At 37.8% G+C, this 15,111-nt stretch carries 14 protein-coding genes; 7 read left to right on the top strand and 7 right to left on the bottom strand.

The features are described 5' to 3' along the window. The first annotated feature begins 68 nt into the window (after positions 1 to 68). Positions 69 to 1,361, top strand: a complete 1,293-nt coding sequence (locus tag PQ474_RS20310) for a Glu/Leu/Phe/Val family dehydrogenase (protein WP_273847257.1) — start codon at positions 69 to 71, stop codon at positions 1,359 to 1,361. Positions 1,362 to 1,403: 42 nt separating this feature from the next. Continuing rightward, on the top strand, positions 1,404 to 1,658 hold the full coding sequence (locus PQ474_RS20305; protein ID WP_273847255.1) for a biotin/lipoyl attachment domain-containing protein: 255 nt from the start codon (positions 1,404 to 1,406) through the stop codon (positions 1,656 to 1,658). Between the two features lie 566 nt (positions 1,659 to 2,224). Here PQ474_RS20305 and PQ474_RS20300 read toward each other — a convergent pair. The 4 genes from PQ474_RS20300 to PQ474_RS20285 are packed head-to-tail and all read right to left on the bottom strand — an operon-like array spanning position 2,225 to position 6,229. After that, positions 2,225 to 3,424 (bottom strand): Ger(x)C family spore germination protein, encoded by a 1,200-nt coding sequence (locus tag PQ474_RS20300; protein WP_273847253.1) that lies wholly within the window; start codon positions 3,422 to 3,424, stop codon positions 2,225 to 2,227. After that, complete coding sequence (locus tag PQ474_RS20295) at positions 3,408 to 4,511, bottom strand: spore germination protein (protein WP_273847290.1); 1,104 nt, start codon at positions 4,509 to 4,511, stop codon at positions 3,408 to 3,410. Before PQ474_RS20295 ends, PQ474_RS20300 begins: the two co-directional genes overlap by 17 nt. Before the next feature lie 30 nt (positions 4,512 to 4,541). Next, positions 4,542 to 6,101 carry a spore germination protein gene (locus PQ474_RS20290; RefSeq protein WP_273847289.1) on the bottom strand — a complete coding sequence of 520 codons (1,560 nt, stop codon included), beginning with the start codon at positions 6,099 to 6,101 and terminating at the stop codon, positions 4,542 to 4,544. 2 nt (positions 6,102 to 6,103) lie between these two features. Then, the gene (locus PQ474_RS20285; RefSeq protein WP_273847252.1) at positions 6,104 to 6,229 is read right to left on the bottom strand and encodes a hypothetical protein; all 126 of its coding nucleotides are present in this window, start codon (positions 6,227 to 6,229) and stop codon (positions 6,104 to 6,106) included. 388 nt (positions 6,230 to 6,617) lie between these two features. On the opposite strand from PQ474_RS20285, the gene PQ474_RS20280 reads away from it, so the two are divergent. Both PQ474_RS20280 and PQ474_RS20275 read left to right on the top strand, forming a co-directional pair. After that, complete coding sequence (locus tag PQ474_RS20280; RefSeq protein WP_273847250.1) at positions 6,618 to 6,791, top strand: hypothetical protein; 174 nt, start codon at positions 6,618 to 6,620, stop codon at positions 6,789 to 6,791. A gap of 666 nt (positions 6,792 to 7,457) precedes the next feature. Then, positions 7,458 to 7,598 carry a hypothetical protein gene (locus tag PQ474_RS20275; RefSeq protein ID WP_273847248.1) on the top strand — a complete coding sequence of 47 codons (141 nt, stop codon included), beginning with the start codon at positions 7,458 to 7,460 and terminating at the stop codon, positions 7,596 to 7,598. A 75-nt stretch (positions 7,599 to 7,673) separates the two neighbouring features. On the opposite strand, the gene PQ474_RS20270 is transcribed toward PQ474_RS20275, so the two are convergent. Together PQ474_RS20270 and PQ474_RS20265 are read right to left on the bottom strand one after the other, a co-directional pair. Continuing rightward, positions 7,674 to 8,939: an L-lactate MFS transporter gene (locus PQ474_RS20270; RefSeq protein WP_273847245.1), complete on the bottom strand. Its 1,266-nt coding sequence runs from the start codon at positions 8,937 to 8,939 to the stop codon at positions 7,674 to 7,676. Between the two features lie 285 nt (positions 8,940 to 9,224). Next, positions 9,225 to 10,124, bottom strand: a complete 900-nt coding sequence (locus PQ474_RS20265) for a DMT family transporter (RefSeq protein WP_273847243.1) — start codon at positions 10,122 to 10,124, stop codon at positions 9,225 to 9,227. A 153-nt stretch (positions 10,125 to 10,277) separates the two neighbouring features. Between PQ474_RS20265 and pdxR the strand changes: the two genes are divergently transcribed. Next, a complete protein-coding gene (pdxR, locus tag PQ474_RS20260) occupies positions 10,278 to 11,693 on the top strand; it encodes a MocR-like pyridoxine biosynthesis transcription factor PdxR (protein ID WP_273847241.1) in 1,416 nt (471 codons plus the stop codon). An 80-nt stretch (positions 11,694 to 11,773) separates the two neighbouring features. Here the strand turns inward: pdxR and PQ474_RS20255 are convergent, their stop codons facing one another. Next, positions 11,774 to 11,860: a YjcZ family sporulation protein gene (locus tag PQ474_RS20255; protein WP_273847287.1), complete on the bottom strand. Its 87-nt coding sequence runs from the start codon at positions 11,858 to 11,860 to the stop codon at positions 11,774 to 11,776. A 660-nt stretch (positions 11,861 to 12,520) separates the two neighbouring features. Here PQ474_RS20255 and PQ474_RS20250 point away from each other — a divergent pair. Then, positions 12,521 to 13,333 carry a hypothetical protein gene (locus tag PQ474_RS20250; protein WP_273847239.1) on the top strand — a complete coding sequence of 271 codons (813 nt, stop codon included), beginning with the start codon at positions 12,521 to 12,523 and terminating at the stop codon, positions 13,331 to 13,333. 275 nt (positions 13,334 to 13,608) lie between these two features. Continuing rightward, positions 13,609 to 14,976, top strand: coding sequence for an MATE family efflux transporter (locus PQ474_RS20245; RefSeq protein WP_273847237.1), 1,368 nt, complete (start codon positions 13,609 to 13,611; stop codon positions 14,974 to 14,976). The last annotated feature ends 135 nt before the right edge of the window (positions 14,977 to 15,111 follow it).

Here is a 15,111-nt window from a genome sequence, read left to right as displayed (position 1 = left end):
TCAATTATATACAATCATTAAACATTTATGTAAATGCTAATGAAAACTAAATAAAGGTGGAATGAACAATGAGTACAACAAAGGAGTTAAATCGTCTTCAATCCCAAAGTAATGAAGATGGAAAAACATTAAGTCTGTTTAAATCTACACAAAACGTGGTTCATGAAGCTTTAGATAAATTAGGTTATTCAGATGAGATGTTTGAGCTGCTTAAAGAACCATTAAGAATGCTTACTGTACGTATACCAGTTCGTATGGATAATGGGAAAGTGGAAATATTTACGGGCTATCGTGCACAACACAATGATGCAGTTGGCCCAACAAAAGGTGGGGTGCGATTCCACCCAGATGTAAACGAAGAAGAAGTTAAAGCATTATCTCTTTGGATGAGTTTAAAGTGCGGTATTGCCAATCTCCCCTATGGAGGTGGAAAGGGCGGTATTATTTGTGAACCTAGAAACATGTCTTTTCGTGAATTAGAAGGGTTAAGCCGGGGGTATGTTCGAGCGATAAGTCAAGTGGTCGGTCCAACAAAAGACATTCCAGCACCAGATGTATTTACAAATTCACAAATTATGGCTTGGATGATGGACGAATATAGCCGCATTCGAGAATTTGATTCACCAGGTTTTATTACTGGAAAGCCACTTGCCCTTGGAGGATCACAAGGGAGAGAAAGTGCTACAGCAAGAGGGGTAACCATTTGTATTGAAGAAGCTGCAAAGAAAAAAGGCCTCAAATTAAAAGGGGCACGAGTGATTATACAAGGATTTGGCAACGCTGGAAGCTTCCTAGCTAAATTCATGCATGATGCCGGAGCAAAGATTGTTGGAATATCCGATGCATATGGGGCTCTATATGATAAAGAAGGACTTGATATCACTCACTTGTTAAGTAAGCGTGATAGTTATGGAACTGTGACCAAGCTCTATAAAAATACAATAACCAATGAAGCACTTCTCAAATCTGATTGTGATATCCTTGTACCTGCTGCTATCTCTAACCAAATCACATTGGAAAATGCTCATGAAATAAAGGCAAAGATTGTCGTTGAGGCTGCAAATGGACCAACAACATTAGAAGCAACAAAAATTTTAACCGATCGGGACATATTTTTAGTGCCAGATGTTTTAGCCAGTTCTGGCGGAGTCACTGTTTCCTATTTTGAATGGGTACAAAACAATCAAGGATATTATTGGACAGAAGAAGATATAGATAATAAATTACGCACAATTATGGAAAATTCGTTTGAAAATATATATCATGCATCACAACTCTATCAAGTTGACATGCGTCTAGCAGCTTATATAACCGGTGTACGTAGAATGGCAGAAGCCTCTCGCTTTAGGGGTTGGATTTAATAACATGGTATTAACATTGATTAAATAAGGGAGGTATTAACCATGAATCATATAGATCATATAATAGTAAGTCCCTATAAGGGAACCATTGAAAAAGTTTTTATAAAAAAGGATTCCTATGTCTATGAGTGGGAAAAATTAATTTTAATTAAAACTTTGGAAGGTGATTTAAAAGAAATTTCTATCGGAGCAAGTGGCGTTATTACTTCTCTTTACGTAAACGAAAAGGATAAAGTCACGCCTAATAAAATATTAGCTTGTTTAGTAGATGATTTATTAATAACAGGTAGTGATTAAGAGCTTATGATTAGAGAAATTTTTTGATTTTGTGACAACTTGACTTTTCTTGGTTTTAACAACTTTACGTTATTCACGATCTTTTAAAAATACAGTTAGTAGATATTCAAATGAGAAAAGCGATAAGCATATATCGCAATGGGAAGCTCAGCAAAATCAACGAAAGGAACCATAAAAAGGTAGAAGGGTAATGTAATTTCGTCAATTCAATCGAGTTAAATAATTGTTTGTTTTGCTCTTACCTTGTTTGCATACGGGGTGGTTTTTATTTGGTCGATCACTGGTACTTTTTATGAAACAGGCAGTTAAGAACCACTGGAAAGGACTACAGAAGAAAGTGGACCTTAAGTGCATGAGTCATTCTAATCTGGCTACATTTAATTCTTCACCCGAATGCTCTAACAATCTTGGTAGTGGTATCGAGACCGAACTGTAACGACCACCACTACCATCATCATGAATAGTAGACAAGCTATGGTTTCCCATTACTGCATTTATTATGTATGATAAAAGTTAAATCAGCTGGTTCATTATTTATTGTTATTAAATAACCTGTTACATTTTCTTTACTTAGAAGTTACTGTACCATAATCTGTAATAGTTAATTTCACGTTATAAGTGATAGGAATCTCACTAAAAGTTTGGTCCCAATCTTTTTTGACTTTTTCCCATACCTTAGGGTGCTCAATTCTTAAATGTTCTCCAAAACCCGCAACGTCAACTTGGTATTCCTCTTGCATTTTTTCTAGTACACTCTTCACTAAGCCCTCCACCTCTTTTTCTGCTACCTTTTCCACCCTTTTTAGAAATTCGTTCTCATAATCTTTCTCAGTAACGACCCAATTTTCAGATAATCTCCCATCTGATTCGATGTTCACATCAAAGGAGATCTTGTTTCCATCAATAGTTGATGTAATTTTTCTTTTCATTGAATTTACCTCGAATAGGACGATCTGACCTGTCTGCTCATCGAAACTTTTTAACACACCTCCTTCTCCCTCACCGGTTAACCAAGTTAACCCTTCTACGTCCGCTTCATTTAAAAAACCATGCCATTTTTTTGTTTTCCCATTGATTATAGCAGCACCTGCTAACTTAACTTCTCCACTTGCTGAGGCTACATTTTGTATGAGAAAACTGGAGCCTGAATGTATTTTACCCGTTAATTTTACTAGAGGCATGGGAGGCAAAATCTTAGTTGATTTATATCGATTCTCTATGATTTCCATCAGATGAAACGCTGGAATGTCTCCTGTTCCCTTAACATCGAGTGTCTCACTCGCGTTTCCCTTGCTAACGAGTACAAAAGCGCTTAGCCTCATCTCCTCATCACGGAGATCAAAATCGAGTAACTTTTGTAAACTGAGCTTGTTTAGAAGCTCTTCACTTATAACTAATACCTTTAAGTGTGGAGTGTATACGGGACGATCCATTCTCATTGCAATTTCACGAATGATTTGATGGGTGGAATCACCTGTTTGAGAAACATTTATGTAGGGTTTTTGTGCAGCACCACCATTATTTTGCTGCCCACCCGTATTTATTGGATTAATAAACTGATAGGTAAGTGTGATAAGGTCTGTTTTTGGAAATCCCGCGCCTTCTTCTTTTAGCTTCGTTTCAATTTGCGACTCCTTCCCCATATCGAACGCCATAGCGACTCCAAAGCCCCGTTCTTCAATTTCATGACTATCCCAACACCCTGTAAGAAAAAGAAATGAACCAAAAGCTAAAAAGAACCAAATTTTTTTAAGGGTTTGCGTCATTTTTTTTCTCCTTAATTTTAGTGATAATCAGAAGTAGCAATGGAAGGATACCAAATAAAAACAGCGCAGCATTGCCGATCCAATCCCCTAATGTAAATAGGTGATTGATATTTTTCGGTATCATAGCAATGATGTAAATAATCGGAAGTACTCCAAATGAAAATGGGAGCATGTCCTTTTTGAAGAGTTGAGCAAATCCCAGGGAAACCGCGAAATAGCCGATAATAAAGGTAGCAAATATTTGCATAACCCATACCGCAAGTAACAAAGAGTCAAATCTTTCAAATATCAACCCAGAAAATTCATAACTTCGAATGAGGTCAATCGTTGGCCATGTTCTTGTTACCACTCCATCGATTGAAAAGGCTCCGATAACCATTACGACCGTAACCACGTAAAACACTAAGGGAATAGCCGTTGCAATGAGCACAACTTTTACAGATTTATCTGGTTGTTTCATAAATGCTAAAAGGAATAACAACGTTTCAAAAGCTGTATAGCTAAGAGCCGTTGTCTTAACCCCTTTTAACGCAGGCATTACTCCTACTCCTAATACTGGACGTAAATTATTGATTTCAAATAGTTCGAAGCTCATGAAGAGCACTAGCAAAAAAATAATAACTGTAAAGGGAAAAATGATTTCAAGTAGACGAGCGACCGAATTTATGCCTCCCGAAATCAAATAGATACCAATCCACATCATTGGTATAATGATGGCCGAAGTGGGGGTATCTTCTAATAAATAAAAACCTGTTACTTCTCCAAGTACTCGGATTTGAAATGCGGAAGTCGTTAAAAAATAAAAAATAATAAGTATACTTAGGATCCGACCTACTATTTTCCCAACAATATCCTGACTGTATTGGAAAAAGGTTTTTTCAGGAAACTGTTGGCTTAATTTCACCATTATTATCCCTGCTATCATCGCGATCAGACCGCCTAAAATAACGGATATCCAAACATCAGGTGTATTTACATCCTCCACAGTAACTCTAGGCAGGGTGAGAATCCCAACCGCAATGATATAGCTGACAATAAAAATAACTGTTTGTGCAGTAGTAATTCTATCTTTTGGATTAGAGATCATCGGTTTCATTCACTTCCTTTAGTAGGAGAGTTATCCTTTACGAATTGAATCTTTCGTATGCATCATCTTCGGTCGGCGCTTCATCATCTTGAGTGGCATACGAATGATGAAGTCTTTCCAATCCTTTATTTGATAAGGAACTGCCGGACTAACATAAGGTACATTAAAACTCTTCAACTTCACCAAATGACTACATAGGAAGAGGAAAAATAGAATCAATCCATACAATCCATACACAGCAGCACTAAACATGGCTATAAAGCGTAAGAAACGTAGCGTAATCCCTACATTATACTGAGGGATTGCAAAGGATGAAATGGCGGTTACTGCAACTACGATAACCATAATAGGACTTATAATTCCTGCTTGTACGGCAGCTTCACCAATGATTAATCCACCTACAATCCCTATGGCTGGGCCAATAGGCTTCGGTAAACGGAGCCCTGCTTCCCGTAATATTTCGATGGCTATTTCCATAAACAGTGCTTCTATAAGTGAAGGAAATGGGACGCCTTCACGTGTTCCGATAATAGATATCGTTAGCTTGGTTGGGATCAATCCCGGATGAAAGGAGATAAAGGAAATATATAATGCAGGTCCTATTAGCGAAATAAATGCTGCCCCAAAACGTAATAGACGGATGAGTGAACCGGGAATCCAACGTTCATAATAATCTTCGGGTGATTGCAACAACATGCTAAATGTAACTGGAACAATCAAGGCAAAAGGGGTCCCATCCAACAAAATAGTCACCCGTCCTTCCAGCAATGCACCGATCACCCGGTCAGGACGTTCTGTACTCTGTACTTGAGGAAAAGGGCTGAGATAATTATCTTCGATCAATTGCTCTATATAACCTGATTCTAATACATCATCAATGTCGATTTTCTTTATTCTTGACCTTACCTCTTCCACTAATTCTGGATTAGCAATATCTTTAAAATAGGCAACTACTAGTTCTTTTTTTGTACGTTTTCCTACGAGAAACTTTTCGAATGATAAATTTTCACTTTTACCATTACTTCTTAACATGGCAGTATTCTCACTTAGAACTTCAGTGAAACCAACCCTTGGCCCTCTAACTAATGGCTCTGAAATCGGTTCTTCAATATTACGTGACTTCTCTTTTGCGGTACCGAGATTTATTACTTCCGGTGAACCATCAATCAACAGTGCAGTTGAACCTGCCAATATTTCTAACAGTAAATCTTTAATATTTCGTACTTCTTTTATTTGACTAATAGATAACACATGATTTTTAATAAAGTCTGTTGATATGGAATCTTTCTCTAAATATGGTGCTGCTTCATCTTCTTCGGGAAAGCCTTGCATGAGTGAATTTATAATATGTTTATCAATGAGTTCTTTGTCAGACAGCCCGTCCACAAAAACAATCGCTGCCCGAATGCCTGTTTGACCAAGGAGAAACTCCCGAAAGTTCACATCCGAATTATGACCGATTTCGAGTCTAATTATTTCTATATCTTTAGTAAGGTCACCTGTAAAATAATCAGTTAAGGACTTAGGGTCCTGTTTGTTATCAATCAGAGGGGCCGGTTGCTGTCTTACTCTTTTCTTTAACGATCTCATTTTCATTTTTTTTCCTCAGCTACAGGAATATGGTTGAATAATTTCCAAATAACATAAGGTACAAAAAATACGAAAAAAGCTTGCATATAAACTTCCCAATCTGGAAGATAGTGAACAATTTGTTTCACATTTTAACCCCCTTAAAACATTCTAGTACGTCCATTAGATTCTTTGAGGTTCTTAAGTCATTTTTTCCCTATATGGTATTTTTATTCAAAAAACTAGTGACCTAAAAAGTAGGTCAATTAAAAAATGATGATTTTAATCAGAAGCCGATCAAGATAGTCTTCATGTTGATTATGCCGATAAGCTACTTAATAAAAGAAGGTCCGGCAGAGACTGATTTAATACTTAAAATGTTTGGAAACAGGGGCAGAGGAGATTAGGATTGCACGTCCACGTGCATGTGGTGACAACGGAAGAGTGTTTATAGGGCCGACATCTAAGCAAAAAAAATGAAAATATTTGATATGAAACATACTGCTAAATTACTTACAAATTAAAGTGAGTGTCCCTTTGCTACCAGAAAAGAGTTTGATTTCTGAGCTAGAGGAAGCGCTAGTCGAACCAAATGAAGTTTATCCTTTTTTTAGTACAGCTGGTGGTGGAATCGGTATGCGAGTTTGTAAGAACGAGAAGCGACTCATTCGGCATGTGAAGGCGTTTGTCACCTTGCTGAAACAAACTTAAAAAACAGTGGTTTATTTTTAGACTAAGGCGCCATGTTGAAATATAGATCTTTGGAAATGCTTTTGGAGAAGTGGTTACTTATAGAAGAACGTGATTGTTAGACCAACGCCATAACAAAAGGTGGTGAAAGAAAGCCCTGCTCCCAATTTATCTGAAAGGAAGATGTTTTCAGCCTCTAAAAGCTTAGCTTAAAAAATCGATTACCATAGTGCTGGAACCATGCGTTTCGAATTTTGGACTTTATTGAGAGATTTTCAGCAAATGATTTTACTAATTTTAAAGGGGTTATCCAATATGATGAATCGGGGAGAAACTTTATGCGCAACATTAAAAAGGGCGTGTTTACGAAAAGATCAATACACAGAACTCATTAACAATACATTAGTAGCATTCAAGGAGCTCGAAAGTAGTATATGGAACAGTCTATTAAAGAAATGGTTAAGGAAACGTTGGCAAACCTTTTAAATGAAATGATTGTGGAACATGTATTAGTCGAATTGCAGGAAAGATAATGTGTTGTTAGTTTGTTAAAAAAAGAAAAATTTATAGCTTATCATGTGAAATCACTGATGGTACTATTTCTCAAAACTAACATGAAATGCACCTTGTATTTTTAAGCTGATTGGCCAAGATATAAACAAGCTTATCAATTAGGGGGAAACGAGAATGGATGAGCAGTGTTTTTATTGTGAAGAAACGTTTGAAGATAAATATCATCATGGGTTGTTTATTCACCAAAATGAACATGTAGATAAACCGCTTTGCCCTGATTGTTATAGTGATTGGCTAGAAGGGATTAAAGGATAAGAAAGAAAAAGGCAAGGAGTTCCTTGCCTTTTCGATTATATCATTTCAGACCGACTAGTTAGTCTTCACTCCCTATTAAGAAACAGCATGTTCTTGTTTTTCTCGCAGAGCTTTCTCACTCTTTTTAATATCTAGCTTCATCATTATTGACACAATGAATGCAATAAGAATTAAAGCAAAGAATACGTAGAAAACAGGGATGTAGCTATCGGTTCTCTCTCTAATTTGAGAAACGATCATTGGACCGAATACGCCACCTAAAGACCATGTCGTTAGGAGGTAGCCGTGAATGGCTCCAAGCTGTTTTGTTCCGAATAAGTCTCCGACGAAAGCGGGAAGGTTTGAAAATCCGCCTCCATAGCAACTCACGACGAGCAGGATAAGAATTTGAAACAAAATAACGCTTGTTATAAAAGGAAGTGTTAAAAACGCTACAATTTGAATCGAGAAGAAAATGACGAACACGGTAGGGCGCCCAATATAATCGGAAACCGCTGCCCAACCAAGTCTTCCTCCACCATTAAAGATCCCCATAATTCCGACCAATGTAGCAGCGGCAGCAGCTGATAAACCGACGACTTCTTGAGCCATTGGAGAAGCGACGGAAATCATCATGATCCCAGCTGTTGTATTGATGAGCATCATCGTCCAAAGCATCCAAAAACGCTTCGTTTTCACCGCTTCTTTAGAAGTTAATTGCTGTAAGTCCTTTTTTACGATTTTCTTTCCGGAGGCAATATCTTTCTTCATTGCAGCTGGCATCCAACCCTCTACAGGAGGAGCAATATAAGAGGCTCCAAGAATCATGAGAATAAAATAACAGCTTCCTAAAAGATAGAACGTATTTGAAATGCCGATTGTACCCATCAAATAAGCGGCAATCGGAGCCGTTATTAAAGCTCCTGTACCAAATCCGAGTACAGCCATTCCAGTTGCTAAGCCTCTTCTGTCAGGGAACCATTTAACAAGGGTTGAAACGGGTGATATATAACCAATACCTAGACCAAGCCCGCTTGCTACTCCATATGTAAGTAAGAAAAGTGGTAATGAGCCAATGGCAATGGCAACACCAGATCCAGCCTGACCGATTCCAAATAATACGGCTGCCAGCATGGCTGATTTTCTCGGTCCGTTACGCTCGACGAACTTACCAAATAAGGCAGCAGATGATCCTGCAAGTGCCATCATAATGGTGAAGGCAATGGTTACTTCTGTTGCGGACCAACCCATAGCTTGGCTAATTGGATAGGTATAGACGCTATATGCGTAGGCCGCCCCGATTGAGAGGTGAATCGCAATAGCGGATAAAGCGATGAACCATCTGTTTTTAGGTGTATTCATGTTCGTCCTCCTTTAAAATAAACTATTTTGAAAACCCTTACATATATAGTAGGATATAACTCATTTAGAGAAAAATCAATAAATTTAAACAATTTGTAAATTTAAGTAACAAAGATAGGGATCTTTTAGAGTAAGGTTGAAGTGAATGTTAGAGGTTTAGGAGATACAAGTAGCTATTACAAGTATCGAAAAACTTAAAAGAAATATTGGGACTTGTGTCCGGTAGAAAAATGAAAACTAAAATAGGCTACTGAAAAAGGAAAGCAACCTTTTTCAGTACCTCTATCACGTGGCTTTTTTCACGATGACTCGGCGCTTTCTACCTAGCACATTCACAATCATCACTCCCGAAAGGGCAATAATCCCTCCAATGAATGAAAGGGTCGTCGGCCATTCGTCTAGCCAAAGCCAAGCCACAAAAATGGCAATAGCTGGTTCAAGATACATCATACTCGTAACCGAACTTGCTTTTCCTAAAGAGAGAGCAATTGCCCAAGTGACATACGCGATCGCAGCCGGAAAAATGCCTACATAAAGGGCAGATAAGTGGGCCTCAAATGTCGCATGTTGAATGGAGGTTAATAACCCTGGTGAAAAAAAGAAAAACGGAAGTGTGCCCGCCCACGTAAAATAAGCAGTCAATTCAATTGGACTATATCGAGTTAAAAGTTGTTTTTGGAAAACAAAAAAGGCTGATGTGGCGATGGCGGACATTAACACTAAAAGAGCTCCTGAAGAAAGAGTAAAGGTTGGGCCTGCTGACCCCATAGTAATAAAAATAATTCCTAAAAATCCAACGCCAAGACCGATCCAGCCAAGTAAGGTTAATCGCTCCTTTAATACTACAATGGCAATGATGGCAGTGAAGATGGGGGCTGCGCCTATAAGCATTCCTGCTGTGCCTGCTGTAATCGTCTGTACACCGAAAGTTACTCCGATATGATAGACACTTATCCCAACCCAGCCAAGGATGATGATCCGAAGCAAGTCTCCTTTTTGAGGCAATCGGAACTTAACCTTTGGCCAAAAGGCATAAAGGAGGAATAACCCGGATGCAATGAGGTAACGAACTAGTACTAAATGACCCGCTTCGTAACCGCCTTGTAGACTTGCCCGAATAGCAGCAAAAGTCGAACCCCAGATAAGGATGGTCATAAATGCCAATATAAAAGCTTTTGTATTCAATGTGATCACTCCTTTTAAAGCCCTGATCGATAAAAGACCAACCAGTTTCCTTCTTATAGTTTAAGTGGTTTCAATTATATTCCTGAATTGATACAATGTCCTCAACCAGTTAGGGAAATAAAAACCAACCACTTTATCAGGAGACTAGTCCGAATGCGTAAAACAAAATATAATCAAATTATCAAATACATAACAGAGAAAATTACAAGAGGAGAATGGTCGATCGGAACGAAGATTCCTAGTCAGAGAGAATTAGCAAATCTGTTTAAGGTAAATCGAAGCACCGTCGTCACTGCATTAGAGGAATTAATCGCAGATGGACTGCTAGAGACTAAAATAGGGAAAGGGACACTTATTGCGAACAATACATGGACGCTTATGAGTGTAACGAAGCCAATTAATTGGGCTGAAAATGTCACACTTGGACTGCACAAAGCGAGTATGAAAATGGTAAAGGATATTAATGAAGCCGAGGCAAAGAAACACTACATTCAACTAGGTAAAAGTGAGTTGTCGCCTGAACTTTTTCCATTAAAGGACATGAAGCGAATAATGGGGAAAGTGACGGATCAGATTTCATCACTTAGTTATGAAGAGCCAAAAGGGAGTATTGAATTAAGAAAAGCGATTTGTAGTTATTTAGAAAAGAAAGGTATTTATACTTCACCGTCATCTGTGTTAGTTGTATCTGGCGCACTACAGGCATTACAACTCATTTCTATTGGTCTTTTACGCAAAGGGTCCACTATATTTCTTGAGAAGCCTTCGTATCTATATTCCTTGTCTGTGTTTCAATCGGCGGAAATGAAGTTTCAAGGGTTATCGATCGATCAGGAAGGATTAATCCCAAAAGAGATCACAGAATTAAAGACTATAAAAGAAAGTGCCGTATTATACACGATTCCAACGTTTCATAATCCAACTGGTATTTTAATGAGTGAACAAAGACGCCAAGAGTTAATGAAGATTTGTGAGAAAGAACAAATACCGATTATTGAAGACGATGTGTACGGTGATTTATGGATGGACACGCCCCCACCTGCCCCCTTAAAAAAGAGTGATAAATATGGGAATGTTTTATATCTTGGTAGTCTATCAAAAACGTTAAGTCCAGGCTTGCGAATCGGGTGGATGGTAGGTCCAGAATCGGTTATTGAAAGGTTAGCTGATTTAAAAATGCAAACAGATTACGGTTCAAGTTCATTATCTCAAAAGGTGGCATTGGAATGGTTAGCTAGTGGGTTATATGAGCAGCATCTTATACTAGTCAGGGAACAGCTCAAAATTCGCAGAGAGGTTGCGCTGAAGGCGCTAACGAAAAACCTTACAGGATTAGCAACTTGGGATGTACCTATGGGCGGTTTTTTTATATGGGTAAAAATATATCCTCCATTAAAAAACAAGCATCTATTTGAAAAGGCACTATCAGAGGGGATTCTAATAAATCCGGGTAATATTTACGCACAGTCATCCAATCAGTATATACGTCTGTCTTATGCATTTGCTACTATTGAAGACATACAAGAGGGGATTAAACGCTTGGGGAAAATAATAAAAACGTTAGTATGAACGAAAAGATTTAGATGAAACTATTAAAAAGGCTTGAGGAGCGAACCTCAAGCCTTTTTCTGATAAGAAGCTATTCAAAATTATAGTACGTAAGCAGAGCCTACAATCACCAATAAAATGAAAAGGACAACAATTAACGCAAAGCTATTCCCGATACCATGACTCATGAAGAACTCCTCCTTTTTAACTGACTACATCCATACCGTATGAAAATAGAAATAAATCGTTTGGGCGAATGTCTTGCTTTGCTCGAGAATGGGCTTTCGCCTTAATTAAAAATATATTTCTTCAAACAAGATAGAGGTTTCCTCTATTTTCCTAAAAAATATGTAGCAATTGTATAAAGTAAAATAGTTAGATATACGTAGATTACTTGAGAAAAACAGAGAATAAACAATAAAACCAAACAAAAACAGACTAATCTGAATATTTACATAAATTAAATTATTTACTATCATAAGGATAGGCAAAAGCCTAATTGATTCAAATCAAAAGAAAGGAGTTAAGGAAATGAAGCGGTTCTTCTCAGCGGGTGCATCACCATAAATGAACACCATGAAAGGACTGATTCCAATGACGTAGCGTTAGCGAAGTGTATCAGATGATACACGGGGGATAAGGAAAGTAAATACATCCATCAATGTGTAAGAAAGGGATTAACGAATTTCATGAACGAAGAGTCGATAGTTTAGCGACCTCTTATCCGATTTGGATAGGAGGTCGTTTTTTATTTACCTAAAACGTTGGTAAAAGTCATATTGTTCATGCACGCACATGCCTAGTCTTTCATAAGCTAATGATAACATGAATAGGAGGGCGTGATTCTAATGGGCATAGAATATGACGCAAGGAACAATGGTGAGCCGAAAGTGTTTGTGGAGAAGCAAACCGACCATGTTAATCAACCATTCTTTTATAGAAACAGTAGAATGGTTGAGATCAATTCTCGTTTTGGTGAACTACAACAAACGATCAGAGAACATGGAGACGTCCATAAAACGCTCGCAAACAAGCTGAATGAGCAGCAAGGATATACAAAAAAGCTTGATCAGATCTATGAAGAACTAAAAGAAACCGTGAAGGAAAAAAGTGAAATACAAGAAGAGTTAGTCATGAAAGTAACTAAATATGAAGAAGAGAAACGTGTCCTACAAAAACAGTTTGAAGACCTATACCAATCAAAAAATAAATTAGCAGATCAAGTCCTTCAATTGGAAACAGCGAAAAAGGACCTCTATGCCGAAATCAAGCAACATAGCACTTTCCTGCAAGAACAAGAGTTTCATTTTCAAAAGGTAGAAAGTGAGCAATTGGAGCAGAAGGAAAGACATGATGAATTAATTCAACAAGTTGGATTGCAAGAAATTGATCATGGGGATTTACTTAAGAAGGTGAAGGAAAATGAAGAAGAACAAAAGTCAATTCAGCTGCAGGTCGAGGAGCTAATTGAAAGAACTGCGACATTAGTTTTACAACATAGAGATCAAGAGAAGATGCACTTAGACCTATACACTGAATTAATTCAGCTAAAAGCCGTATCGGGGGAAACGAACAGACACCTTCATCAGTCATTGGCAAAAGTAAACTCAGAAATCAAACAAATTCAATCGCAGGAGAAAACAACGATTGATTCCATATAAGCATTGTAATTATAACATAAGGGAATGACGTTAGTCGTTTTCTTATGTTCTTTTGTTGTGAAAATTTGGATCTCAGAGCAAAAGCAGAGACAATTTATAATATGAGGTGTACAATAGAGGTTGCTCCTTTGACTCGAAAAGTCAGGAGCCTTTTGTGTTCAGAGTCAACGAACAGTTGAATATAAAATAAACTGTTATGATAAATTCAATTTACATAGACCCTATAGTTTAAAATAGAATCGACTACTACGATCATACATAACGGGGGAAGAAACATGTATCATGTGGAAACATGGAAAGAAAAATTAGGATTGTTTTTAACCATTTTATGGCCAATTATGGTAACTCAAGTTAGCTTTTATGCAATGAACCTAGTAGATACAATGATGTCTGGCCGAGTGGGGACGAATGATTTGGCAGGAGTAGCAATTGGTTCGAGCTTGTGGATGCCCGTTTTCTCTGGAATAAATGGTATTTTACTTGCGGTAACCCCTATAGTTGCTCATTTAATTGGAAGTGGCCGACGAGATAGAATTTCAGGTTCAGTTATTCAAGGGCTTTATTTGTCAGTCGTGTTGGCTATTGTTGTCGTCATTGCTGGAATTTTTGTCCTTGAACCTATTCTAACGATAATGAACTTAAATCCAGACGTTTATCATATAGCTTTTCATTATTTAATTGGACTTGCGCTTGGAATTATTCCTTTGTTCGCTGCTAATGTTCTTCGCTATTTCTTTGATGCACAAGGGTACACGAGAATTACGATGATTATTACGGTTTTAGCCGTTCCCTTTAATGTTCTTTTGAATTATGGTTTTATTTTCGGGAAATTTGGTTTGCCGGCACTCGGTGGAATTGGAGCTGGATACGCAACGGCAATCACATATTGGATTATTCTTCTGTTTAGCATTTGGATGACGTTTAAAGTAGAAGCGATTCGAAAATATCAAATATTTATCAAATGGGCAGTGCCTTCGTGGAAAGCGTGGAAAGAACAGCTTTCAATAGGCATTCCAATTGGACTTTCCATTTTCTTTGAGGCGAGTATTTTTGCGGTTGTTACATTGTTAATAGGTATGATGTTCACAACGGTTACGATTGCTGCACATCAAGTGGCACTCAGCTTCACGTCGTTAATTTTTATGATCCCGTTAAGCATTTCTATGGCTTTAACGATTGTAGTTGGTTTTTCGGTGGGCGGAAAGAAATTTAAAGCAGCTAGACAATATAGTCTTCTTGGTGTACTAGGGGGAATAGGAATATTAATTATTGGTTCTGTCTTTCTTTATGTACTTAGAGAACCGATTGCCTATCTTTATACGCAGGATCGCCAGGTGGTTTTACTAGCAGGACAATTCTTTATCATTGCTATTTTTTACCAGATTTCAGACGCTGCCCAATCTGGTTTGCAAGGGGTTTTAAGGGGATATAAAGATGTGAAAATTCCTTTTATAACCGCTTTTATTTCTTATTGGATGGTGGGGATTCCCTCAGGCTATATAATGGCTGCTTATACTCCGCTTGGTCCATTTGGATTTTGGATTGGGATTATACTAGGGTTGACTTGTGCAGCAATTGGCTTTTTAGTCCGGTTAATCATCGTTCAAAAGCGAGCCGTTGAGGGAAACTTAGAATTAGGTTAAAGTGACTAAGCTTTAATAAATTTACTACATTTAGCCAAACCTCCTTTAGATTAGGAGGTTTTTTTGTTGTCAACAAGTGGGTAGGCTCAGTAAAGTGAGGTCTTGTTGAATTGATAAAAGAGGAAATTATGAGTG

The organism is Halalkalibacter alkalisediminis, assembly GCF_028610705.1.
GTDB lineage: Bacteria > Bacillota > Bacilli > Bacillales > Bacillaceae_D > Halalkalibacter > Halalkalibacter alkalisediminis.
Note: the sequence above shows the minus strand (reverse complement) of the source record. Positions and strands in the feature narration are given on the sequence as shown.

Coding starts and splice junctions, on each gene's coding strand:
- PQ474_RS20295 (WP_273847290.1), bottom strand. CDS start 4,511: ATGATCTCTAATCCAAAAGATAGAATTACTACTGCACAAACAGTTATT.
- PQ474_RS20270 (WP_273847245.1), bottom strand. CDS start 8,939: ATGAATACACCTAAAAACAGATGGTTCATCGCTTTATCCGCTATTGCG.
- PQ474_RS20300 (WP_273847253.1), bottom strand. CDS start 3,424: ATGACGCAAACCCTTAAAAAAATTTGGTTCTTTTTAGCTTTTGGTTCA.
- pdxR (WP_273847241.1), top strand. CDS start 10,278: ATGCGTAAAACAAAATATAATCAAATTATCAAATACATAACAGAGAAA.
- PQ474_RS20255 (WP_273847287.1), bottom strand. CDS start 11,860: ATGAGTCATGGTATCGGGAATAGCTTTGCGTTAATTGTTGTCCTTTTC.
- PQ474_RS20275 (WP_273847248.1), top strand. CDS start 7,458: ATGGATGAGCAGTGTTTTTATTGTGAAGAAACGTTTGAAGATAAATAT.
- PQ474_RS20290 (WP_273847289.1), bottom strand. CDS start 6,101: ATGAGATCGTTAAAGAAAAGAGTAAGACAGCAACCGGCCCCTCTGATT.
- PQ474_RS20250 (WP_273847239.1), top strand. CDS start 12,521: ATGGGCATAGAATATGACGCAAGGAACAATGGTGAGCCGAAAGTGTTT.
- PQ474_RS20310 (WP_273847257.1), top strand. CDS start 69: ATGAGTACAACAAAGGAGTTAAATCGTCTTCAATCCCAAAGTAATGAA.
- PQ474_RS20305 (WP_273847255.1), top strand. CDS start 1,404: ATGAATCATATAGATCATATAATAGTAAGTCCCTATAAGGGAACCATT.
- PQ474_RS20245 (WP_273847237.1), top strand. CDS start 13,609: ATGTATCATGTGGAAACATGGAAAGAAAAATTAGGATTGTTTTTAACC.